Genomic DNA, 22,645 nt, shown 5'->3' on the forward strand with positions numbered 1-22,645 from the left:
TTCACCTCTGTCGTTGCGAATAAAGCGTTTCGGATGTCGGCGGGCCGATCATGGCGGCCCGTTTTGCCGCAAAGTCGGCCTTCGTCTTGCCTTTGCCGCTGCGGCTTCCGGTCAGCACGGCATAGACGGCCGGCAGGTATTTGCGGGTCTGGGCATTGCTGATCACCAGAATGACGAAGGCGGAAAGCGTCGCGCTGATATAAAAAGCAGGGTAGAAATCCGGCCCGCCCTTGTTCCACACCATCCACATGATCACGAGCAGCGGATAGTGGGCGCAGAAAATCCAGAAGCTCAGGCTGCCGGTTTCTGCAAGCCGCTGACCGAGCCGGCTGCGGATCAGGATGGCGGAGGAAACCCAGAAACCGAGCGCGCCGAAAACCGCCAGCAGATTGCGCGACATGTTCAGCCAGAAGGTGAATTCCGGCCCGGTGAAATAAAGTCCCGTCGCCAATATGGCCGAGGCAGCAAAGGTCAGCGCCATGATCGGCACGGCGTAAGGGTCGAGCGCCTTGACGTCGACGCGGTGGAGCGCAAGCGCAATGCCGAGCGAGAAGCTGAAAAGAATGGACTTCTTCTGGACGATGAAGATCGTCAGGTCAGGCATGGCGGTGATGAAAAGCAGGAGGGCGAGTGTCGGCAGCGCGAAACGGCGCATCAGAAAGGCGAGCACCGGCGACAGCAGGATGCAGACGAAAAGGTCGCGCAGGAAATAAAGCGGTACATTTACCGGAAGTTCTTCAAGCGCGGTTCCATGGCTGATGATTTCACGCGGGCTGGCGTTCCACAGATCGGGAAAATAGCCCACACCCACATCGAAGAGCTGGATCAGCAATACGGCCGCAAACAGCGCGCCATTCCACAGAAGGAAAGGCAGCAGCACGGTTTTCGACTTGGAGCGGATCGTCGCCGGGTAATCGAAACCGCTCATGCCGCGGCGAAACAGCAGATAACCGGAGATAGCGCTGAGACAGGGTACGCCGATGCGAAACAGCGCATCGCCCAGGAAAACCCGCAGCCAGTCGAAGAAACCGTAAAGGCCGAGAAACGGGCTGGTTTCGGCATCGTGCGGCACATGGACGAACACAATTCCAGAAATCAGCAATATGCGCATCAAGTTGATACGGGAGGATAGGTTCTGATCGACAGTCACATCAGTCACCCCTATTGGGCGGCGTCTCCCCACGCCGCGTTGCAACCAGAGCGAACTTAAGCCCGCACTGGAAAGTCTGGTTTCGACTTTGGGATAAAATGTGGCGACGCGGGAAAAACACAAGATTAGATTTTGCGGGTGAATGTCTGGCGTTAACGCCATTTTTGCAGTCAAGAAAAATCAAATAATTGAAATTAATAGAGTTTTTCTAATTTCACGCATCGTTAAAAATCGCTGAAGCGTGTGAATTTGTCATTTGTCGTGATGTTGCGCCGCAAAAAGATGACTGGCGCGACCCTGCCGCGGCGAAAGATATCACCGCGGCAAAGCCGCTTAACGGCGGAAATGAGGCGCATTTTTCTGTGAGATTTCTAACCTTGGGTTGCAGTATCCCGCATGCGCCGTGATTTGACCATGCTCAGGATTTTCCCGAGCAGCGCCCGTTCGGTCAGCAGGATCAGTATCGCATAGATGAGGCCGCCGACGGCAGCGCCGATGAGGACCTGAAGCGTGGCATTGGGGATGCGCTCAGCCAGAACGTGAAGCAGATAACGCACGGCAACGGCCATCACCAGCGCCGCGATCATCGGCCGGCTGCTGACATAAAGGCCGCGGAAGAACGGCGTGTCGCTCGCCTTGAACACCGCCCAGGAATAGGCGACCAGCGTTATCGCATTGACGATGCAGAGCCACACCATCGCGTCGATCAGGGTTCCATAAAGTGCTGCGAGCCAGACCGCGACGGTGGTGACGATGGCGCGGATCGTCGCCGACCAGAACAGGACACGGCCGTAACCTGCGCCCTTGAGATAGGGGATGAAGGTGCTGCACGGTGTCAGAATGGCCTTGGACAGGGCGAGCAGGCCGAGAACCGGCCAGGCATAGGCCCAGTTCTGCCCGAAGATGACAAGCATGGCCGGCTCCGCCACGGCCCAGAGGCCGAACATCATCGGCGCCAGAAGCACGGTCAGCACCTGCGTGCTGAACATCAGCGCATCGCGACGGCGCTGCGGATCGTCCATCATGCGGCTGAAGGCAGGAAACAGGACACCCATGACAGCCGACAGAACCACCTGATTGGGAATGCTGGCGAAACGATTGGAGGCGGAGTAGGCGCCGGCATCCGCCAGACCCAGGTGCCGGGCAATCACCACCATCGGTGACTGGAAGGTGACGAAATTGGCAATTTCCGAGCCCATCAGCCCCGAGCTGAAGCCGAGAAGCGGCACCAGCCGGCGCGGTTTCATGACGAAGCGCGGACAATAACGCGAGACGGCATAAAGCCCGACAAGCCGTATGAGGGCGGCGGCGAAAAGCTGGATGATCAGCGCCCAGACGCCAAAGCCGAGAAGGGCGAGCGCCACGGCGACAACCGCGGCGATGCTTTCCGACGCCATGCTCCAGAGGGCATCCTTGCTGAAATTCATGCGCCGGGCGAGCAGTGAATAGGCGACATCGCCGGCAAGCTGCAGCGGAATGAGGAAAGCCATGATGCGCAGCAGGTAAGCGCTTTCCACCGCGCCCAGCAGCCCGCCGAAAAACTCCGCGAAGATGTAGAGGACGGCGGCCATGGTGCAGGAGATGGCGAGATTGGCCCAGAAGACGGTATGGATCGTTTCCATATCCTCTTCCTTCTCGACGATGAGGGCGGAGGTCAGCCCCGCGCCGGCGATCATGGTCAGGAACTGTACAACCGTTAGTCCTACCGCCACCACCCCGAATTCCTCCGGGGAAAGCAGTCTTGCGAGAATGGGGACCGTGACAAATTTAAGCCCGAATGTCCCTGTTTTTGATAAAACGCTCCAGCCGACATTCGTGGTGATGGTCTTTACATTTGGCGCTGGGGGCATACAAGCATCCTGTTTCTGGAGGCCGGCGGGAGGAAAGCCGGTTGGGAGTTGCCGATACCATCGGGGCCGCTTTTAGGATCGGGCCCGACACTTCTTGATCAACGCAAGGGGCGAAACAATGGCAAGATTTACTGTCGTCATTCCCTACTACCAAAAGCAGCACGGTGTCCTGGGACGTGCACTCGCATCGGTTTTTGCGCAGACTTACCAGGATTTCGATCTTGTCATCGTCGATGACGAATCGCCATACCCGATCGATCAGGAACTTGCGGAACTTTCGCAGGGTGAGAAAGACCGGATTCTCGTCATTAAACAGGCCAATGCCGGCCCGGGCGGCGCCCGCAACACCGGTCTGGACAATGTGCCTGAGGGCACCGACTATGTCGCCTTTCTCGATTCCGACGATATCTGGACCCCCGATCATCTGCAGAATGCGGCCTTTGCGCTTCAGACCTATGGCGGCGAGTGCTACTGGGCCTCAATGCAGGCAAGTGACGAATTTTATTATCATTTCGCCATTTCCGAGCTGGAGAAGAATGAGGGTGCGGCAAGGCTTTCCGAGAAGCCGCTGGTGATCGAACTGCCGGATCTGGCAAGTGTGATGCTGCGCAACTGGAGCTTCCTGCATCTCTCCTGCATGGTGATCGGCCGTGCTCTTTTTGATAAAATCCGCTTTGACCCGGCGCTTCGTCTGGCGGCGGAAGACGTGCTGTTTTTCTGCGATTCCATCCTCGCATCGAAGCGCACGCTTCTGTGTGACGACGCTGGCGCGATGCGCGGCATGGGGGTCAATATCTTCCACAGCATCGACAATACCTCGCCGGAATTCCTGCGCCAGCAGTTCAATACCTGGGTGGCGCTCGATACGCTGGAGGGCCGTTTTTCACGCCGGCCGGACGATGTCGCCTCCATCGCTTCCTATAAAAACACGGCGCGCAAACAGGCGCTGTGGAGCCAGGCTGGCAATCTGAAACGGCGCAAGGCGCCCGAATTCGGGCTGCTCCTGAAATGGGCGATGCGCGATCCGGCACTGCTGCGCGCTGCTTTCGAGCTAGGTGCTGGAAAAATCGTCCGCTCCAGATGAGCGAATTCTCGCCCGCAAGAATTTATATGTTTTTTCACCCAGGAGTGACCTCATGAAACCTTACCACTGGGAATCTCATCACGGAAATTTCGGTGACGATCTCAACCTGTGGCTGTGGGATTTTCTGCTTCCGGGCCTTCGCGATGTGCATGACGATGTCATGCTCGTCGGCGTCGGCACCGTGCTGAACGATGTTCTTTTGCCCGCAAGGCAGCGCAAGCTGGTGATCGGCAGCGGTTATGGTTATGGCGCGGTGCCGGATACCAGCACCGAGTTCTGGGATATTCGCTGCGTGCGCGGCGAAAAAACCGCCGCCAAGCTCGGGCTCGCGCTCGAAAAGGGCATTGTCGACCCGGCCGTCATGGTCACCGAGATGCCCGATTTCAAAGGCCTGCCGAAGCTCTACAAGAAGACCTTCGTTCCGCATTGGGAATCGGCGGAATTCGGCATGTGGGAAACCGTCTGCGAACCGGCGGGGCTCACCTATCTCGACCCACGCGGCGAGGCGAAAGCGGTGATCCGCGCCATCGCCCAGTCGGAATTCATCGTCGCAGAATCCATGCATGGCGCAATCCTTGCCGATGCCTTCCGCGTGCCATGGGTTGCGGTCAGCACCTCGCCGTCGATCAACAGCTTCAAATGGAGCGACTGGGCCGGCAGCGTGGGTGTCGAATATCAGCCGCGCTACGTGCCGGTTTCGACCCGCGCCGAGGCGGCGAAAAAGGGTTCGCGCTTCTGGGGCATGAGCTTCCCGCCGCCGCCCGGCCCCGCCATTGCCGAGACCAGTTCCGTTCCGGCGCATGAAGGCCCGGCGCATGAGGGTGACGTGCTGGTGCGGCCGCAGGAAACGCAGCCTCGGTCATTGCGCAAACTGGCCAAGCAGGTGCTGGCCGCGCCTTCCACGCTGGCGCTCTGGCAGGCAAGCCGCGCGGAGCCGCGTCTCAGCCCGGATGGCCGGCTGGAAGAGCGCAAGGAGCGTTTCGCCGCCGTTCTGGAAACGGTGAAGCGGGATTATCTCTAAGGGTGAAGAATGGATACGGCAGAGAATTTTCTGCCGCCTTCGCTTGAGGATGCCATCCTCTAGGGTCTCTATCGTCATGCTCGGGCCTGTTCCGAGCATCTGCAACCGGCTGATCGTACGATACGCGAGTAGATCCTCGGGTCAAGCCCGAGGATGACGGCGAGGAATTGGCGCAGGTCGTCTTGTCCCCTACGAAACCGGCGTACCGTCCAGCAGGTAACGCACATCCCGCACCGGCGGCGATTTGCGGAACCGGGCGGTCTTGTCGCTCCAGATGCCGCGTGTGATGGCGGGCAGGGCGGGCAGCCGCGCAAGGGCATGGCTCAGCGCGCCGCCCATGCCCTTCTGCTTTTTCGTATCGAGAAAATGGCGAAGCTCGAATTTGGCGCGGATGTGTTTTTCATGTTCGCGCAGGATCGCCGTTTCCTCCGCCGAGAGCCGGCAGCCGGCGAGAATGGCCTTGTCCGCCTCATATAGGCGGCGAAGATCTTCGGTGCGATGGCGGCCGCTCAGCGAGTTGCCGCGCACGATCGCACCGTAACCGCAATGGCGGATGACCTTGTAACGCGCACCGGCAGCCAAGGCCCGCACGTAAAGCTCGTAATCCTCGCCGAGCCGCAGGCCCTCATCGTAACGCAGCGCATGTTTGTCGAGAAAAGCGCGGCGTATGACCGGCTTCAGAAACCCGGTTTCCCCGCGTTCGACGCCGGGCCTGGAAATATTGCCTTCGACGAATTCGGTGAGCGACAGAAACCGCGCCTGCGGTTCGAAACGGGCCGGCTGCATGGAGGATGCGCCGGGGACCGATTGCTGGATGAAGGCGATATTGTCGGCCACGAGGTCCCAGTCGTCATCGGCCAGCATGGCGGCGAAACGACCTCGGAAAAAGAAGTCGTCCGCATCGAGAATGCTGATGAGCGGCGCCGATGAGATCGAGATGGCGTGATTGCGTGCGGCCGAAGGGCCGCGATTGACATCGAATCGCACGACCCGCAGACGTCCCGTGCCGTCATCCGCCGCATGCGCCACATCGCTCGTCGTATCGGTTGAACCGTCGTCGATGACCACGACTTCCCCGACCTCCGGTTCCACAAGGGCGGAGCGTATGGCGATGTCGATGGTTTCGGATGCGTTTTTCGCAGCGATGATGACGCAAATGGGCTGTGAACCGCTCACCATGTCTTGTCCTTCTGCTTTGACCAACCGTCAGGATTTGGTCAGCAGAAAGTGTCACGGGTGTGGATGCAAGCGATTTTTTTGCGACGCAATAAATGAAGCTGTGTGAAAGCTCACATGTCGGTCAGTTTGGCTCCATGCGGCGGGGCGCTCTTTACCGTATCCGCTGTCATGGTCTCGGCGTTGCGATCACGCGAGAAGGTTTCGCGCATCCGCCGCTTTTCCCGGGAGACCAGAACCAGAATCCCAATAAAATAACCGACTTGCAGAATGACGGCACAGATGAGGGTCTGGATAAATGCCGTATAGAAGGAACCGTGGATGAAATATGTGGCAACCGCAAAGACAAGCAATGCACCGATCATGCTGAAAAAAACACGAGGTGCATACATGGTGCTCTCCTCCCGAGAACGATTTCTCCATTTTTGGCTGCGCTGCGGCATTTTTTTTCTTTGCAAGAAATATACGATGAGACCGGTGCTGTTTCAACACACATATACTTCTTCTAACTCCTGCGGCATGAAATTTCGGTAATCTTGATTGGTAAATTGCTTGGTAATCGATGGCTTCCCCCAATCGGGGCTGCATCCCCGGGCAATTTCATGCTTTTGAGAGGCATAAAATCCTTCTCTTGCGGCCATTATTGGCTGTCTGACCCCCTCTGCAGACTTCGTTAACCATCTCGCCTTTAAAAAGTCGGTATTGATTCCTCAGCAAGAGCAAGGTGCCCGCGTGACAACGAGTTCAGAAGTAATCGCCTTTCCGGCAAAGAACCGCATTGCCGACGTAAAAAGATGTGCAACCATGCTCGACCGGCTGCATGGTGTGGAGGCGAATGATTTCTGGCGCAGGGAGTGCCGCGAACTGGCCGCCCGTCTGACGGCGCTTGGCTATGAGGACGCCGCCATGCGGCGCGAGGTCATGGAGTTTCAAAACGCGGTGCAGGCGGAATTATGGGCGGTTGACGCTGCGCCCGAGGCACGTCGCGACAGCCATTGAGGTTTCAGCGTTTCCCATAAAAAAGCCGGCTGGTGTTCACCGCCGGCTTTTTTTGTTTGCTTCTCTTCGCACTCAGGAGGCGCCGGCGCCGCGTGTGCGGGCAACGCCGTCGAGCGCCGGCTTGTATTTCGGGTCGAGCCGGGCCGCATGCCCATAGGACTTGGCGGCCTTGGCCATCTCGCCGCGACGCTCATAAACAAGCGCCTGGTTGGCCCAGGATTCCGCCACATTGCCGTCCAGCGAGATGGCGTGGTTGAAATCGGCAAAGGCGTTTTCGTCGTCATTCAGCGCGACATAAGAAAGGCCGCGGCCGTTATAGGGTTCCGGCGAGGTCGAGGAGAGCGAGATCGCCTTGGAGAAGTCCTCGATGGCCTGGGCATGCTGGTTGCGCAGCTGGTAGATCAGGCCGCGATTGTGCCAGGCGCGTCCGTCGGTGGTTTCAAGCTCGATGGCGCGGGAGAAGTCGTTGAAGGCTTCCTCGACGCGTCCGGACTGGCGGTAAAGATTGCCGCGGCCGATCAGCGCCACATCGTAGCTGGGATTGATCTGCAGGGCGGCGTTGTAATCCTGCAGGGCCTGCTGCTGTTGCCCGGTATTGCGGTAGACCAGCGCGCGGTTGGCATAGGCCTGGTAGAAGCGCGGGTTCAGCTGCAGCGCCTTGTTGAAATCCTCGATGGCGCGGCGCGAATCGCCGGCGCGTCCGTAAGCGGAGCCACGGACGTTGTAGCCTTCCGGATCCTGCGGATTGGCGTTGATGACCGAGGTGAGCGAGGCGATGTTTTCCTGCGAGCCCTGGGCGCGGTCGATCCTGAACACATCTTCCGTCTGGTTGGATGTCGCGCAGCCGGAAAGACCGGCCAGAACAGTGCAGACGACCAGAGAAGCGCGGAACCCTCTGTTGCTTTTTAATGGCACCCGACGCGCGGAAGCATCGGAGTTTTTCACAACACAGGCGTCGACAGCGATCATTCGGTGTGGGTTCCCTCGCAGGCCGGTCTCACGGTCGTTCTCAAGAACTTTCTCCGGCCACAAACACAAAGAGCGGCGGCGAATTGATCGCCCCCGCCCAACAAGCATTCAAAAACGTCCAAAAGACGGCCTATTAACGGCCTGCGCGGGGGCCTGCAACCAGACCTTCGCGCTGTGCACGCTTGCGTGCCAGCTTGCGAACGCGGCGAACGGCTTCAGCCTTTTCGCGGGCGCGCTTCTGGGAGGGCTTTTCGTAATAATCGCGCATCTTCATTTCACGGAAAATGCCTTCGCGCTGCATCTTTTTCTTCAGGGCGCGGAGCGCCTGATCAACGTTATTGTCGCGGACTAGTACCTGCACGTGAATCCCGTTCCTTTGGTTTGGTTGATTTGCTATGTGAATAAGGCATCCGCACGCAAATAAAAAATCGTTCGTTCGGCTGTCGAGCCGGGCGATTGGTGACGTGCAATAACAGATCATTTGCAGCAAGTCCAGCCGGTAGCGCATAATCAGCCCGCAAAATGCTGTGTGCCCGGAATTCGGCCCCGCAATGTCGAAACAAAATCATCGCGACGTCGCAAAATGGATATTGCCTCCCATCCCGATTTGCCATGTGTATGATACGGATCGGGACTATGTTTCCGGACTCTGGCCGGTTCTTGAGGAGCAGATTGCGAATGCGCAAATATTCCGTTTTTGCCGTGGCGCGTGAGGCGCTCAGGGGTCATAAGGGGTGGGATGCGCAATGGGCCTCACCAGAGCCGCGCAAGGATTATGATGTCATCATTATCGGCGGCGGCGGCCACGGTCTCGGCGCTGCCTATTACCTTGCCAAGGAACACGGCATTACCAATGTCGCTGTCTTGGAAAAAGGCTGGCTTGGCGGCGGCAATACCGGCCGTAACACCACCATCATCCGCTCCAACTATCTCTATGAAGAGAGCATGGATATTTACGAGCATTCCCTGAAACTGTGGGAAGGCCTGAGCCAGGATCTCAATTACAACGTCATGTATTCGGCGCGCGGCGTGATGATGCTGTCGCACAATATCCATGACCGGCAGTCCTTCAGCCGCCACATCAATGCCAACCGTCTTTATGGCATCGACAATGAGTGGCTGACGCCGGAGCAGGCGAAAGCCTATTGTCCGCCGCTCGATATATCAGGCAATGCCCGTTACCCGATCAATGGCGCAGCACTCCAGCGCCGGGGCGGCACGGCGCGCCACGATGCGGTGGCCTGGGGTTATGCCCGTGCGGCTTCGGACCGCGGCGTGCACATCATCCAGAACTGCGAGGTTACGGGCATCCGCCGTGGGCCGGACGGGGCGGTGACGGGTGTGGAGACCAATCGCGGCTTCATCGGTGCGAAGAAAATCGGCGTTTCCGCCGCCGGTCATTCCTCCGTCATCATGAAAATGGCTGACGTGCGTGTTCCGTTGCATTCAAACCCGCTGCAGGCCCTGGTTTCGGAACCGCTGAAGCCGATCTTCCCCTGTGTGGTGATGTCCAACACGGTCCACGCCTATATTTCGCAATCTGACAAGGGCGAGCTGGTCATCGGCGCGGGCACCGACCAATATAACTCCTATTCCCAGACCGGTGGCCTGCAGATCATCACCCACACGCTCGACGCGATCTGCGAGCTGTTCCCGATCTTCCGCCGCGTCAAGATGATGCGGCAATGGGGCGGCATTACCGACAACACGCCTGACCGCTCGGCGATCCAGAGCGTGACGCCGGTGCCGAACCTCTTTGTCAATTGCGGCTGGGGCACGGGCGGCTTCAAGGCGACGCCGGGTTCGGCGAACCTCTTCGCGCATCTCATTGCGCGGGGTGAACCGCATCGTCTGGCGGCTGGTTTGACGCTCGACCGTTTCCGCACCGGCCGTCTTATCGATGAGGCTGCCGCTGCCGCGGTGGCGCATTGATGCTGGCGGCGGCCATGCTTGCGATCAACATATCGGGCGCGGCCGTGGCCGTGCCCGTCGGCAGCGTCATTCCCGAGGCCAAGGATTTTCGCAGCCAGAAGATTGCGAAGATGCAGGGTGAGAAAGACTGGCCTTTCGTGGCGGAAAAAGGCCTGCTTCTCTGTGCTCCGAGTCTCGCGAACAAGATGGTTTATTTTGTCGGCGAGAAGGAAGATGGCGAGCAGGATTACCCCTTCGCAATCGACACCGACATGATGGCGGTTGCCATCGTCAATATGGGCCGGGCCTCGGCGCTACGCCCTTTCGATAATTTCGAGCAGCTTTTAAAGCGGCTTTCCCCTTTCGTAGCCATGGGGAAGCGGCTGTGTGACCAACCCGCCGGAACCATACTTCCGGAAAATTCTCTCTAGGTGGAGCGACGATGCTTCTGATCCATTGCCCCTATTGCGGGGAAGACCGTTCCGAACTGGAATTCCGCTGGGCGGGCGAAGCCCATATTGCCCGGCCGGAAAACATCGCCGATATTTCCGACGAGGCCTTCGCCGAATATTTCTTCATTCGCGACAATGACAAGGGCCTCGTTTTCGAGCGCTGGCGTCACATTCACGGCTGCGGCCGCTTCTTCAACGCCGCCCGCGATTCGGTCAGCGACAAATTCCTGATGACCTACAAGGCGGGTGAGCCGAAACCCGATACTGAGACGGTCCTTGCCGCAGCAAAGGGAGCCGGGCAATGAGCGGCGATTATCGTATCAAGGGCGCCGGCCGACTGACGCCGGCCAGAACCGCGCGCTTCACCTTCGATGGCAAGATCTATCCGGCGCTGGAGGGAGATACCGTCGCGTCGGCGCTTCTGGCCAATGGCGTGCATCTGATCGGCCGCTCGTTCAAATATCACCGGCCGCGCGGCTTTCTTTCCGCCGGGCCGGAAGAGCCGAATGCGCTGATCGATGTGTCGCGGGACAGCCTGCGCAAGCAGCCCAATGTTCGCGCCACGGTGCAGGAAGTGTTCGACGGCGCGATCATCGCCTCGCAGAACCGTTTCCCGTCGCTATCCTTCGATCTGAGTGCGATCAACGACCTCCTGTCGCCGATGTTCGCGGCCGGTTTTTATTATAAGACCTTCATGTGGCCGAAGGCCGCCTGGCACAGGATTTACGAACCGCTGATCCGCCGCGCCGCCGGTCTCGGCAAGGCGCCGAGCGAGCCGGATGCGGATCATTATTCCGGCCGTTATGCCCATTGCGACGTGCTGGTGGCCGGCGCCGGCGTCGCTGGTCTGACCGCGGCGCTTGCTGCCGCGAAAACGGGCGTCAGCGTTATTCTGGTCGATGAAAATGCCGAAGTCGGCGGCGCGCTGCGTTTCGACACTGGTACTGTCATCGACGGTCTGCCCGGTTATGAATGGGCGCAGAAGGTTCTTGCCGAGCTTCAATCCATGCCCAATGTGCGGGTTCTGATGCGCACCACCGCCTTCGGTTATTACAACCACAATTTCGTGGCGTTGGCCGAGCGGGTGACCGATCATCTCGCCACGCCCGCCAGACACCAGCCGCGCGAGCGGCTGTGGCAGGTGCGCGCCAAAAAGGTCGTGCTGGCGGCGGGTGCGATCGAACGCCACATGGTCTTTGCCAATAATGACCGCCCCGGCATCATGCTGGCCTCGGCCGCACGCACCTATCTCAACCACTACGGCGTCGCCGTGGGCCAAAATGTCGGCGTCTACACCGCCCATGATTCGGCCTATGAGACGGCCTTCGATCTGAAAAAGGCCGGGGTGAAGATCGCCGCCATCGTCGATTGCCGCGAGAACCCGGATCAGCGCCTGCTGGATGAGGCGCGGGCGCTCGGCATCGAAGTGCTGGCGGGCCATAGCGTTTACAATACCGCCGGCCGCCTGCGTGTGTCTTCCATGACAGTTGGCCGCAATGGCGGCTCCAACAAGCGCAAGATCGCCATCGATGCGCTTGTCGTTTCCGCCGGCTGGACGCCATCGGTGCATCTCTTCTCGCAATCGCGCGGCAAGCTGAAGTTTGACGCGGCTAACCAGCGTTTCCTGCCAGATATCCATGTGCAGAACGGTGTTTCCATCGGCGCCTGCAACGGCACGGACGATCTTTCCGCGCTGATTGCCGAGGCTGCGGCTGCCGGTGGCGGCGGCGCGGAGTTTTCCGGCGAGAATGCCAGGATTTGGACAGGCGGCATGATCGGTGCGGCCGAAGGCGCGGGTGAGGGCACCGGCGTCAAGGCCTTCATCGATTTCCAGCACGATGTCTGCGCCAAGGATATCCGCCTCGCCGTGCGCGAGGGCATGCATTCCGTCGAGCATATCAAGCGCTTCACCACCAATGGCATGGCGTCCGATCAGGGCAAGATGTCCAATATGCATGGCCTTGCCATCGCATCTGAAGCACTTGGCCGGGATTTGCCCAAGGTCGGTCTCACCACCTTCCGCCAGCCCTATACGCCTGTTACCTTCGGCACGCTCATCAACCATTCGCGCGGCGCGCTGTTCGATCCTGCCCGCAAGACGCCGATGCACGAGGAAGAGCTTGCGGCCGGTGCGGTGTTCGAGGATGTCGGCAACTGGAAACGCGCCTGGTTCTTCCCGCGGGCGGGCGAGGACATGCATGAGGCGATCAACCGCGAATGCAAGACGGTTCGGACAAGCGTCGGCGTGTTCGATGCCTCCACGCTTGGCAAGATCGAAGTGGTCGGCCCGGATGCGGCGAAGTTCCTGAACCTCATCTACACCAATGCCTGGGATACGCTGAAACCCGGCCGCTGCCGTTACGGCATCATGACCCGCGAAGACGGTTTCGTTTACGACGACGGCGTTGTCGGCCGTCTTGCCGAGGACCGTTTCCATGTGACGACGACCACGGGCGGCGCGCCGCGCGTTCTCCAGCACATGGAAGATTATCTCCAGACCGAATTCCCCGATCTCAATGTCTGGCTCACCTCGGCCACCGAACAATGGGCCGTGATTGCCGTGCAGGGGCCGAAGGCGCGTGAGGTTATCGCGCCATTCGTCGAGGGCATCGATCTCTCGCCGGAGGCCTTCCCGCATATGGCGGTGGCCGAAGGCACCTTCTGCGGCGTGCCGACGCGGCTCTTCCGCGTGTCATTCACCGGCGAACTCGGTTTCGAAATCAACGTTCCGGCTGATTATGGCGCAGCCGTCTGGTCGGCGATCCGCGAAAGGGCGGAAGCCGTGGGCGGCTGCCTTTATGGCACCGAGACCATGCATATCCTGCGTGCGGAAAAGGGCTATATCATCGTCGGGCAGGATACGGACGGCACGGTGACGCCTGACGATGCCGGGCTTGCCTGGGCCGTTTCCAAGAAGAAAGCGGATTTCGTCGGCATTCGCGGGCTGAAACGTCCCGATCTCACGCGCTCCGGCCGCAAACAGCTTGTCGGCCTGAAGACAAAAGACCGGCTGATCGTTCCGGACGAGGGCGGCCAGATCGTTGTCGATCCAAATCAGCCGAAGCCCATGACCATGCTCGGCCATGTCACCTCCGCTTACTGGTCGGAAAATCTCGGCCATTCCATCGCTTTCGCATTGGTGGCGGATGGCAGGGCGCGCATGGGCGAAACGCTCTACATTCCGCTCGCCGATAAAACCATTGCCGTCGAAGTGACCGACATGGTCTTCCTCGACAAGGAAGGAGCCCGTCTCAATGGCTGACAAACTTCACGCAAAACGCAAATCCGTGCTCGAGGATTTTCACGGCGGCTCGCCCTTCGTTTCGCTGAAACCCGCAGCTTCCGCCGCGCGGCTGTCGCTGCGCGCCCGGGAAAGCGCCCTGCCGGCACTTTCGGAAGCGCTCGGTCTTGCCCTGCCTGCCCACCCGAAAAGCTCCGTCACCTCGGGCCTGCGGTCCGCCCTCTGGCTCGGGCCGGATGAATGGCTGGTGATCGATCAGGGCGAGAGCGACCTGATGGCGGCTCTCGCCGGCGTCTCCGGCCTGTTTTCGGCAACCGATATTTCCCACCGCAACACGGCCGTCATCGTCTCCGGTGCCGGTGCGGAAGCGGCACTCAATGCCGGCTGCCCGCAGGATCTTTCTCTCGCAAAGTTCCCCGTCGGCGCGTGCTCACGCACCGTTTTCGGCAAGGCGGAAGTGGTGCTGCTGCGCACGGCGGACGATACGTTCCGGGTGGAATGCTGGCGTTCCTTTGCGGAATATGTCGGCGGGCTGTTGCAGGAAGCGGCTGAGGACGTGGCGGTTTAACCCGCCATCCAGCCCCGCCATTCCACCCATCGTCCATGGAAATCGGCCCGGCCGATTTCCTGTTTCTCGCCGGTCGGCCATATCTGCAGGGTAATGGCGGCGCTACCCGGCGTCGCATCCGCCTCCATTTGCAGCCGGGCAAGCGGGGCATCCGGCGTGGCGCGGGTTCCAGCTTCGGCAATCACAGCCTCGCCTGCCTGTTTCAATCCATCGGGCAGATATTGCCAGGCGACGGAATGATAGACGACATGGGCAGCACCCGGATATTGCGTGGCAAAGCGGCGTTTCAGCCAGTCGACCGCGTCCGCCTTCTCGACATGCAGACCATGTTCCACGGCTATCCGCAGGGCGGCGGCGGTTCGCTCCAGCCGGTCTGTCTGATCGGCCCAGACATAGGACATCAGCCGCAGGCGATCTTCGGCGGATGACGGGTCGAGCGGGTTGAGATCGCAGCCGGCACGCTCGATAATTTCGATCCGCTCATGGGCGGGTGTGTCGCCGCGCCATTCCGGTGACAGGAAAACATCGGATTGCTCACCCCAGGTGAGGTCGCCGAGGCGATATCGGTAACGGTCGAATTGCAGGTTGAGGCCTGCGCTGGCTCCGACTTCGGAAAGCACCAGCGGCTTGCCGGTCAGTGCCGCAATCGAAAGAAAGCCCGGCAGCAGAACGGCGGAACGGCGAACCTCGTTGGTTTGCGGCGGTGATTTCAACCGGTCGAGGATGAAGGCGGAATGAAAACGCAGGGCGCTGGCGCAAGCCTGCCAGAGCGCTTCTTCGTCTTCCGGCGCAATATCGGCAAGCGGCGCGATCTTTTCCTCGATGGCGAGCGCATGCAGGGCGCCCGCCAGCCGCAGGGGAACGGAATCGCCCGAGGGGCCGACATCGCCGGGCCAGGATAAAATCCGCTCGCCCACCTCGGTATCGCGGTCGAGCCTTGCCGCCACAGCGCGGCAGAGCCGTGCGGTAAAGGGCGAGCCGAGGCTGTCGCAGGCTCTTGCCTGCACGAGAAACGCACTCCTTACGGCTTCGTCATGCATGCGGTCTCTCCCTTGCGGCGGTTTCAGGCGTCTTCCGGCCTGTCCTCCGGGTTGAACTGGCTGATGGTGGTCCAGCGTGCGGTAAGCGCCGGCTTTTTCTCGTTTTCGATTTCCACCGCCACGTCATAGGTCGTCATCAACATGGCCGCGCCGCGAAAACGCGCCTCCGCCAGCGTGAAGCGGCCGCGCACCCGCGCACCGCTTTTGACCGGGGTAACGAAACGAACGGCATCGAAGCCGTAGTTGATGCCCATGGTCTGTTCGCGGATGCGGGGCAGGGCATCGTAATTCAGGGCCGAAAGCAGCGACAGCGTCAGGAACCCATGCGCGATGGTGCCGCCAAAGGGGCTTTCCGCTTTGGCGCGTTCCGGGTCGGTGTGGATGAACTGTTCGTCCAGCGTCGCCTTTGCGAAGGCGTCAATCATCGTCTGGTCGACGGTGATCCAGTCGGAAACACCCATTTCCGTGCCGACGCGGCCCTTCATCTCCGCCAGCGCAATTTCTTTTGTCATGTTACCTCGTCCGCATTGTTTCCAGGGACTTATACGGCTGGCGACGTGAAGGGATCAACTGCGCAGATAAAACACTACGGAACGAGCTGGCAGAAAGGCGGGATTGCCGAAATCCGTGCCGATGGCGCACCAGCCATCGCCGGGCAGCGTGAAAGGAACGACGTCGCGACCGCGATTGATGAGAACCGCAAGCTCGGCCTCGTCGCCCGTTTCCCGGTCCGATGTTGAAAGCACCATGGCGAAGGCCGGTCCATCCGGGCTTTCCCAGTCCGTAACCGTCATAGGCTCCCCGCCCGGGGCAAGCCATGTCACATCGCCGCTGCCGGAAAAGAAGCCGGTCTCGGAAAAGACGTCGAAGCGTTTGCGAAGCGCTGCGAGAAATGCGGTGTGATCGATCAGTTCGGGGACAAGCGATGACCAGTCGACCCAGGTGATGTCATTGTCCTGACAATAGGCGTTGTTGTTGCCATGCTGGCTGCGGCCGCCCTCATCGCCGGCGGTCAGCATCAAGACGCCGCGGCTGACGAACAGGGTGGAAAGCAGCGCCTTCACATCCGCAATGCGGGCGGCGACAATGGCAGGATCATCCGTCAGGCCTTCGAAACCATTGTTCCAGGAGTGGTTTTCATTGTGACCGTCGCGATTGTTCTCGCCGTTTTTCTGATTGTGCTTGTGTTCGTGGCTGACGAGATCGAACAGCGTGAAACCGTCATGGGCGGCGAGAAAATTGACGCTGCGGCTGTTTAAGCGGCCATGGCGGGAAAAGATCGACGAAGACCCGGAAAGGGCGTCGGCCAGCGCCCCGCTGGCGCCGGCGTCGCCGCGCCAGAAGCGGCGCATATCGTCGCGGGCGCGGTCGTTCCATTCCAGAAAGCTTTCGGGGAAATTGCCGAGCTGATATCCGCCGGGGCCGATATCCCATGGTTCGGCGATCAGCACGCGGTCGTAAAGCACGGGATCCGAATGCATGGCCGCAAGCGTCTCGCTCGCCATGTCGAAGCCGTGGGCCGTTCGCCCGAGTACGGGCGCGAGATCGAAACGGAAGCCGTCCACCCCGGCAGCCAGAACGAAATGCCGGAGGGAATCGACGATGAGCTGGCGAATATAGGGATGATCGCAGGCAACCGTATTGCCGGTGCCGGTATCGTTGACCAGCGCGCCCGGCTTTCCCGGCGGGTGGCGGAAGGCGGTGAGGTTGTCGAGCCCGCGCAACGACAGGATCGAACCTTCAATATCGCTTTCGCCCGTATGGTTGAAGACGAGATCGAGAATGACGCCGATGCCTTGCGCATGCAGTGCCGCAATCGTGTCGCGCAATTCCCGCACGCCGCCGGGGCAGAGGCGTGGATCGAGCGCCATGAAGCCGACGGGATTATAACCCCAGGCATTGGAAAGGCCGAGCGGCGGCAGGTGGCGCTCGTCGATCCAGGCGGTGATCGGCATCAACTCCACCGCATCGACGCCGATTTTTTTCAGGTGCGCGACAATGGCGGGATGGGCAAGTGCGGCAACGGTGCCCCTGATCTCTTCCGGCACTTCAGGATGCAGCCGGGTGAAGGATTTGACGGCGAGTTCGTAAATCAGCCCGCCTTCGGCAAAAAGCGGCGGTTGACGCCTGACCGGCTCATGCTGTGAAAGGATCGCCTTCGGCATGATCCCGCCGGTCTCCGCACCAAAGGCGCAAAGCGCGGGATCGTGCCGGAAGGGGCGGTCGATCTCCGTGGCATAGGGGTCGAGCAGCAATTTCGCAGGGTCGAACCAGAGGCCGTGTTCGGGGGCGTAAATGCCGTGAGCGCGAAAACCGTATCGCGTGCCGGGGCCGGCATCGGAGACGGTCAACCGGTGAACGTCATCTTCACCGCGCGTCATCGGCAAACGCGCCGTTTCTTTCTCGCCCTTCGCATCGAAAAGGCAGAGATCGATCTGCGAGGCGTGCCGGGAATAGACCGTGAATTCCATTCCGTTTTCCGTCTGGATTGCACCTTTGGGGAAAACGGAAGGTGTCTGCATGGTCTGTCTCTCCGGGGATAGTTGTTTCTTCTTCGTAACGGTAGAAAGTGGCCGGTAATGGAAGGCGGGTATGCGTCCGCCTGTGATCGATGGCGAACCCAAAACCTCTCCTCCGTCATGCTCGGGCCTGTCCCGAGCATCTGCTACGCATTGATTGGGCGATACGTTGGCAGATCCTCGGCACGAGGCCGAGGATGACGTCGAGTTTGGAGAGAGGTCTGTTACTACTCTCAGACGGCCTTGTGGCCGCCTCCCGTTTTTTCGATTCTGTGCCTCTCCAGCAACGGCGGATGCAACTGAACAAAACCCTCAGGTAATAACGCTCGGTGCGTTGCGGCCGGTATGGGCCTTGATGCCGGCGATCGTATCGGCAACGGAAATCAGGTCAGCAAGCGCCTCCTGCGTTTCGATGCCGTGACGGGCTGCATCCGGCTCGTAACGCTCGACATAGAGGCGAAGTGTGGCGCCCGCAGTGCCCGTGCCGGAAAGGCGCAGCACGATGCGCGAGCCGCCTTCGAACAGGATGCGGATACCCTGATTTTTGCTGACCGACTGATCGACCGGATCGTGATAGGCAAAATCATCCGCCGCCGCGACCTTCAGATTGCCGTAGCTGGTGCCGGGAAGTGTGGCGAGTTTTTCGCGCAGGGTGGCGACCAGCGTGTTGGCGGCGTCCGAATCCACTTCCTCATAGTCATGGCGGGAATAATAGTTGCGGCCATATTCGGCCCAGTGTTTTGTGACGATGTCCTTCACGCTTTCCTTGCGCGCGGCGACGATGTTCAGCCAGTAGAGCACGGCCCACAGGCCGTCCTTTTCGCGCACATGGTTGGAGCCGGTGCCGAAGCTTTCTTCACCGCAGATCGTCACCTTGCCGGCATCCATGAGATTGCCGAAGAATTTCCAGCCGGTCGGCGTTTCATACATGCCAAGGCCGAGCTTTTCGGCCACACGGTCCGCTGCCGCGCTCGTCGGCATCGAGCGGGCGATGCCGGAAATGCCGGCGGCATAACCGGGGGCGAGTTTGGCATTGGCCGCGATGATGGCGAGGCTGTCGGAGGGAGTGACGAACATGCCCTTGCCGACCACCATGTTGCGGTCGCCGTCGCCATCCGACGCCGCGCCGAAATCTGGACCTTCCGCGCTCATGACATCGTCATAAAGCTCCTTGGCGTGCACCAGGTTCGGGTCGGGGTGGTGGCCGCCGAAATCCGGCAGCGGCGTTGCGTTGCGGACGGAACCCTTCGGCGCGCCGAGGCGCTTTTCGATGATTTCCACGGCATAGGGGCCGGTGACGGCGCTCATGGAATCGACCACGACCTTAAAGCCGCCGGCGATGAGCGCGCGGATGGCGTCGAAATCGAACAGTTCTTCCATCAGGGCGGCGTAATCGGCAACCGGGTCGATCACCTCGACCGTCAGCTCGTCCACCTTGAAGCTGCCCACCCTGTCGAGATCGATATCGGCGGCGTCGGAGATTTTATAGCTGTCGATGACCTTCGAGCGGGCATAGATCGCATCGGTGATCTTTTCCGGTGCGGGGCCGCCATTGCCGATGTTGTATTTGATGCCGAAATCTTCGTTCGGGCCGCCGGGATTATGGCTGGCGGAAAGCACGATGCCGCCGAAAGCCTTGTATTTGCGGATGACGTTGGAGGCGGCAGGCGTCGAGAGAATGCCGCCCTGACCGACCAGCACCCTGCCAAAACCGGCGGCGGCGGCCATCTTGATCGCCTTCTGGATGACTTCGCGGTTGTAATAACGGCCATCGCCGCCGATCACCAGCGTCTGGCCCTCAAAGCCCTCGAGCGCGTCGAAGATCGACTGGATGAAGTTCTCGGCGTAATTTTCCTGGGCGAAGACTGGCACCTTCTTGCGCAGGCCTGAAGTGCCCGGCTTCTGGTCCTGATAGGGCGTTGTCTGAACAGTCTTGATCATTGTTTCAATGGCCTTTCGAAATAAGCTGGCTGTAAAGCGCGGCGTAAAGACCGGCGCTCTTTTCCCAGGAAACATCGGATTTCATTCCGAGTTTCTGCATTTGTGTCCACAGTTTCGGGTCGTGGTAATAACGGACGGTCCGGCGGATCGCCTGTTTCAGACCATCGAGCGTGACGGGTGAAAATTGCACGCCGGTCGCCGATTTATTGGCGATGGCGGCATGGTTGGCGTCGATCACCGTGTCGGCAAGGCCGCCGGTGCGGGCGACGACCGGTACGCAGCCGTAGCGCAGCGCGTAAAGCTGGGTGAGGCCGCAGGGTTCGAAACGCGAGGGAATGATGATCGCATCGCAGCCCGCCTGCATCAGATGCGACAGCGGTTCGTTGTAACCGACGGCAACGCCGACGCGGCCATGGTGGCGGGACGCCGCCGCCAGAAGCGCGCCTTCCAGCGCCACTTCACCCGCGCCGAGCACCACCAGACGGCCGCCGAGGGAAACGATCTCGTCCACGGCTTCCGCCATGAGATCGATGCCCTTCTGCCAGGTGAGGCGGGAGATGATGCAGAAAAGCGGGCTGTCATCGTCGTCAATGCGGAAATGTTCGGCGACAGCTTTCTTGTTCAGCGCGCGGTTCTTGAGATTGGCGGCCGAATAATTGTCGTGGATCAGATGGTCCGTTGCCGGGTTCCAGACATCGGCGTCGATGCCGTTGACGATGCCGTGCAGCACATGGGCGCGGCTGCCGATGACGCCGTGCAGGCCCATGCCGAATTGCGGGGTGAGGATTTCCTCGGCATAGGACGGGCTGACGGTGCTGAGCGCCGTCGCCGTCTGCATGCCGCCCTTCAGGAAGCTGACATCGTTGTAATATTCGATGCCTTCCATGCCGAAGGCATGGGCGGGCAGGCCAAGCTTGCTGAAAATATTCGCGCCGAACTGGCCCTGGAAGGCAATGTTGTGGATGGTGAGAAGGCTCGGAATTTCGGGCGTTTCAGCATAACGCATATAGACCGGCGCCATCGCGGCCTGCCAGTCATGGGCATGCACCATATCCGGCCGCCAGCCGGGAAGCGTGCCGGCGGCAATGCGGGCCGCCGCCAGCGACAGCGCCGCGAAGCGCTTCCAGTTATCAGGATAATCCTTGCCGGTCTGGTCGAGATAGGGGCCGCCGGAGCGCTCGTAATAGGCGGGCGCATCGAGAATGAGGAGGTCGAGCCCCTCATGCCGCACTTCGAGAACATCGGCTTTTTCACCGAGCAGGTCGGTGAATTCCAGACATTTGACGGGGTCCGTCACGGCGGCCTTCACCGCCGGATATCCGGGTATCAATGTCCGCGTCGTGACGCCGTGCGCTTCCAGCGCGATGGGGAGCGCGCCGGCAACGTCGGCGAGCCCTCCGGTCTTGATCAGGGGATAGATTTCGGATGAAACCGAAAGGACATTCATGGGCTCTACAGGTCCAGCTTGTCGATCATCGATTGGGTGATAAGGCAAATGCCGTTTTCGGTACGGCGGAAACGTCTGGCATCCAGTTCTGGGTCTTCTCCTACAATCAGTCCTTCCGGAATGACCACGCCATGGTCGATGACGACATTGCTGAGCTGGGCATGACGCCCGATCTTCACACTCGGCAGTACTACGGCATTCTCAAGGCGGGAGTATGAATTGGCGCGCACACCGGTAAACAGCAGGCTGCGCTGCAGCGACGCACCGGAAATGATGCAGTCGCCGGAGACGACCGAAGAAACGGCCGAACCGCGGCGATTTTCATCGTCATGCACGAATTTCGCCGGCGGAGTGATTTCCGCATAGGTCCAGATCGGCCAGGACTTGTCGTAGATATCGAGGTCCGGCACCACATCCGTCAAGTCGATATTGGCCTGCCAGTAGGCGTCGATCGTGCCGACGTCGCGCCAGTAGGGACCATGCTCGAAATCCGAACGCACGCAGGAATCGGCGAAACGATGGGCGACGGCTTTGCCGTGCTTCACGATATAGGGAATGATGTCCTTGCCGAAGTCGCGGCTGGAAGTCGGGTCGGCGGCGTCGCGGCGCAGCGCTTCCATCAGGAATTTCGTGTGGAAGACATAGATGCCCATGGAAGCGAGCGCCAGGTCTTCATTGCCGGGAATACCGGGCGGGTTGGCTGGTTTTTCGATGAAATCGATGATCTCGTCTTTTTCATTCACATGCATCACGCCAAAGCCCGTCGCATCCATGCGCGGCACTTCAAGGCAGCCGATCGTCACGTCCGCACCGGAATCGACATGCTGCTGCAGCATGTATTCGTAGTCCATTTTATAGATGTGGTCGCCCGCGAGGATGACCATATATTCGGGCGCATAGGGCTCGATGATATCGATGTTCTGGTAAACCGCGTCGGCGGTGCCCTCATACCATTGCGTCTCGGAAACGCGCTGCGAGGCCGGCAGAATGTCGAAGCTCTCGTTACGCTCGGGGCGGAAGAAGTCCCAGCCGCGCTGCAGGTGGCGGATGAGGGAGTGCGCCTTGTATTGGGTGGCGACGCCGATGCGGCGAATGCCGGAATTGAGCGCGTTGGAAAGCGCGAAATCAATGATGCGCGCCTTGCCGCCGAAATAGACGGCGGGTTTCGCCCGGCGGTCCGTCAGTTCCTTCAGGCGGCTTCCTCTGCCGCCCGCGAGGACATAGGCCATTGCATCACGTGCCAAAGGCTGAACTCTTTTTTCCGACATGGTGTCCTC

At 60.2% G+C, this 22,645-nt stretch carries 20 protein-coding genes; 8 read left to right on the forward strand and 12 right to left on the reverse strand.

What is annotated here, in order from left to right; genetic code table 11:
- Window position 1 precedes the first annotated feature (1 nt).
- Both N5D22_RS16180 and N5D22_RS16185 read right to left on the reverse strand, forming a co-directional pair.
- On the reverse strand, window positions 2–1,150 hold the full coding sequence (locus tag N5D22_RS16180) for an acyltransferase (RefSeq protein WP_279656860.1): 1,149 nt from the start codon (window positions 1,148–1,150) through the stop codon (window positions 2–4).
- Window positions 1,151–1,521: 371 nt separating this feature from the next.
- Window positions 1,522–3,000 (reverse strand): lipopolysaccharide biosynthesis protein, encoded by a 1,479-nt coding sequence (locus N5D22_RS16185; RefSeq protein WP_279656859.1) that lies wholly within the window; start codon window positions 2,998–3,000, stop codon window positions 1,522–1,524.
- 118 nt (window positions 3,001–3,118) lie between these two features.
- On the opposite strand from N5D22_RS16185, the gene N5D22_RS16190 reads away from it, so the two are divergent.
- Window positions 3,119–4,084, forward strand: a complete 966-nt coding sequence (locus N5D22_RS16190; RefSeq protein WP_279656858.1) for a glycosyltransferase family 2 protein — start codon at window positions 3,119–3,121, stop codon at window positions 4,082–4,084.
- A gap of 52 nt (window positions 4,085–4,136) precedes the next feature.
- Window positions 4,137–5,105: a polysaccharide pyruvyl transferase family protein gene (locus tag N5D22_RS16195; RefSeq protein ID WP_279656857.1), complete on the forward strand. Its 969-nt coding sequence runs from the start codon at window positions 4,137–4,139 to the stop codon at window positions 5,103–5,105.
- 189 nt (window positions 5,106–5,294) lie between these two features.
- Here N5D22_RS16195 and N5D22_RS16200 read toward each other — a convergent pair whose 3' ends face one another.
- Window positions 5,295–6,284 (reverse strand): glycosyltransferase family 2 protein, encoded by a 990-nt coding sequence (locus tag N5D22_RS16200; protein WP_279656856.1) that lies wholly within the window; start codon window positions 6,282–6,284, stop codon window positions 5,295–5,297.
- Between the two features lie 110 nt (window positions 6,285–6,394).
- Complete coding sequence (locus N5D22_RS16205) at window positions 6,395–6,673, reverse strand: exopolysaccharide production repressor protein (protein ID WP_279656971.1); 279 nt, start codon at window positions 6,671–6,673, stop codon at window positions 6,395–6,397.
- A 340-nt stretch (window positions 6,674–7,013) separates the two neighbouring features.
- On the opposite strand from N5D22_RS16205, the gene N5D22_RS16210 reads away from it, so the two are divergent.
- The gene (locus N5D22_RS16210) at window positions 7,014–7,280 is read left to right on the forward strand and encodes a DUF6074 family protein (protein ID WP_004437715.1); all 267 of its coding nucleotides are present in this window, start codon (window positions 7,014–7,016) and stop codon (window positions 7,278–7,280) included.
- 72 nt (window positions 7,281–7,352) lie between these two features.
- Here N5D22_RS16210 and N5D22_RS16215 read toward each other — a convergent pair whose 3' ends face one another.
- Window positions 7,353–8,249 carry a tetratricopeptide repeat protein gene (locus N5D22_RS16215; RefSeq protein WP_279656854.1) on the reverse strand — a complete coding sequence of 299 codons (897 nt, stop codon included), beginning with the start codon at window positions 8,247–8,249 and terminating at the stop codon, window positions 7,353–7,355.
- Between the two features lie 133 nt (window positions 8,250–8,382).
- Window positions 8,383–8,610, reverse strand: coding sequence for a 30S ribosomal protein S21 (gene rpsU / locus N5D22_RS16220; protein WP_003508541.1), 228 nt, complete (start codon window positions 8,608–8,610; stop codon window positions 8,383–8,385).
- 317 nt (window positions 8,611–8,927) lie between these two features.
- Here rpsU and N5D22_RS16225 point away from each other — a divergent pair, with 317 nt between their 5' ends.
- Genes N5D22_RS16225 through N5D22_RS16245 form a run of 5 tightly spaced genes read left to right on the forward strand, consistent with a single transcriptional unit; the run spans window position 8,928 to window position 14,421 of the window.
- Complete coding sequence (locus N5D22_RS16225) at window positions 8,928–10,181, forward strand: sarcosine oxidase subunit beta family protein (RefSeq protein ID WP_003522141.1); 1,254 nt, start codon at window positions 8,928–8,930, stop codon at window positions 10,179–10,181.
- A complete protein-coding gene (locus N5D22_RS16230) occupies window positions 10,181–10,591 on the forward strand; it encodes a hypothetical protein (RefSeq protein WP_279656845.1) in 411 nt (136 codons plus the stop codon). Before N5D22_RS16225 ends, N5D22_RS16230 begins: the two co-directional genes overlap by 1 nt.
- 11 nt (window positions 10,592–10,602) lie before the next feature.
- Window positions 10,603–10,917, forward strand: a complete 315-nt coding sequence (locus N5D22_RS16235; RefSeq protein ID WP_279656844.1) for a sarcosine oxidase subunit delta — start codon at window positions 10,603–10,605, stop codon at window positions 10,915–10,917.
- Entirely contained in the window at window positions 10,914–13,874 is a 2,961-nt protein-coding gene (locus tag N5D22_RS16240; RefSeq protein ID WP_279656843.1) for a sarcosine oxidase subunit alpha, read from the forward strand. Before N5D22_RS16235 ends, N5D22_RS16240 begins: the two co-directional genes overlap by 4 nt.
- Complete coding sequence (locus N5D22_RS16245; protein ID WP_279656842.1) at window positions 13,867–14,421, forward strand: sarcosine oxidase subunit gamma; 555 nt, start codon at window positions 13,867–13,869, stop codon at window positions 14,419–14,421. The genes N5D22_RS16240 and N5D22_RS16245 overlap by 8 nt, the downstream gene beginning before the upstream one ends.
- Here N5D22_RS16245 and N5D22_RS16250 read toward each other — a convergent pair.
- The 6 genes from N5D22_RS16250 to glgC form a co-directional block, all read right to left on the reverse strand.
- Entirely contained in the window at window positions 14,418–15,461 is a 1,044-nt protein-coding gene (locus N5D22_RS16250; protein ID WP_279656841.1) for a DUF2332 domain-containing protein, read from the reverse strand. The two genes, N5D22_RS16245 and N5D22_RS16250, sit on opposite strands and share 4 nt — an antisense overlap.
- A gap of 23 nt (window positions 15,462–15,484) precedes the next feature.
- Window positions 15,485–15,973, reverse strand: a complete 489-nt coding sequence (locus N5D22_RS16255) for a MaoC family dehydratase (RefSeq protein ID WP_279656840.1) — start codon at window positions 15,971–15,973, stop codon at window positions 15,485–15,487.
- 54 nt (window positions 15,974–16,027) lie between these two features.
- Window positions 16,028–17,983: a glycogen debranching protein GlgX gene (gene glgX / locus N5D22_RS16260; RefSeq protein WP_279656839.1), complete on the reverse strand. Its 1,956-nt coding sequence runs from the start codon at window positions 17,981–17,983 to the stop codon at window positions 16,028–16,030.
- Window positions 17,984–18,292: 309 nt separating this feature from the next.
- A complete protein-coding gene (locus N5D22_RS16265) occupies window positions 18,293–19,921 on the reverse strand; it encodes an alpha-D-glucose phosphate-specific phosphoglucomutase (RefSeq protein WP_279656838.1) in 1,629 nt (542 codons plus the stop codon).
- A 4-nt stretch (window positions 19,922–19,925) separates the two neighbouring features.
- Window positions 19,926–21,368: a glycogen synthase GlgA gene (gene glgA, locus N5D22_RS16270; RefSeq protein WP_279656837.1), complete on the reverse strand. Its 1,443-nt coding sequence runs from the start codon at window positions 21,366–21,368 to the stop codon at window positions 19,926–19,928.
- Window positions 21,369–21,373: 5 nt separating this feature from the next.
- The gene (glgC, locus tag N5D22_RS16275) at window positions 21,374–22,636 is read right to left on the reverse strand and encodes a glucose-1-phosphate adenylyltransferase (protein ID WP_279656836.1); all 1,263 of its coding nucleotides are present in this window, start codon (window positions 22,634–22,636) and stop codon (window positions 21,374–21,376) included.
- Window positions 22,637–22,645 lie beyond the last annotated feature (9 nt).

This window comes from Agrobacterium sp. GD03872 (assembly GCF_029840625.1).
In the GTDB taxonomy this organism is placed as follows: domain Bacteria; phylum Pseudomonadota; class Alphaproteobacteria; order Rhizobiales; family Rhizobiaceae; genus Agrobacterium; species Agrobacterium fabrum_A.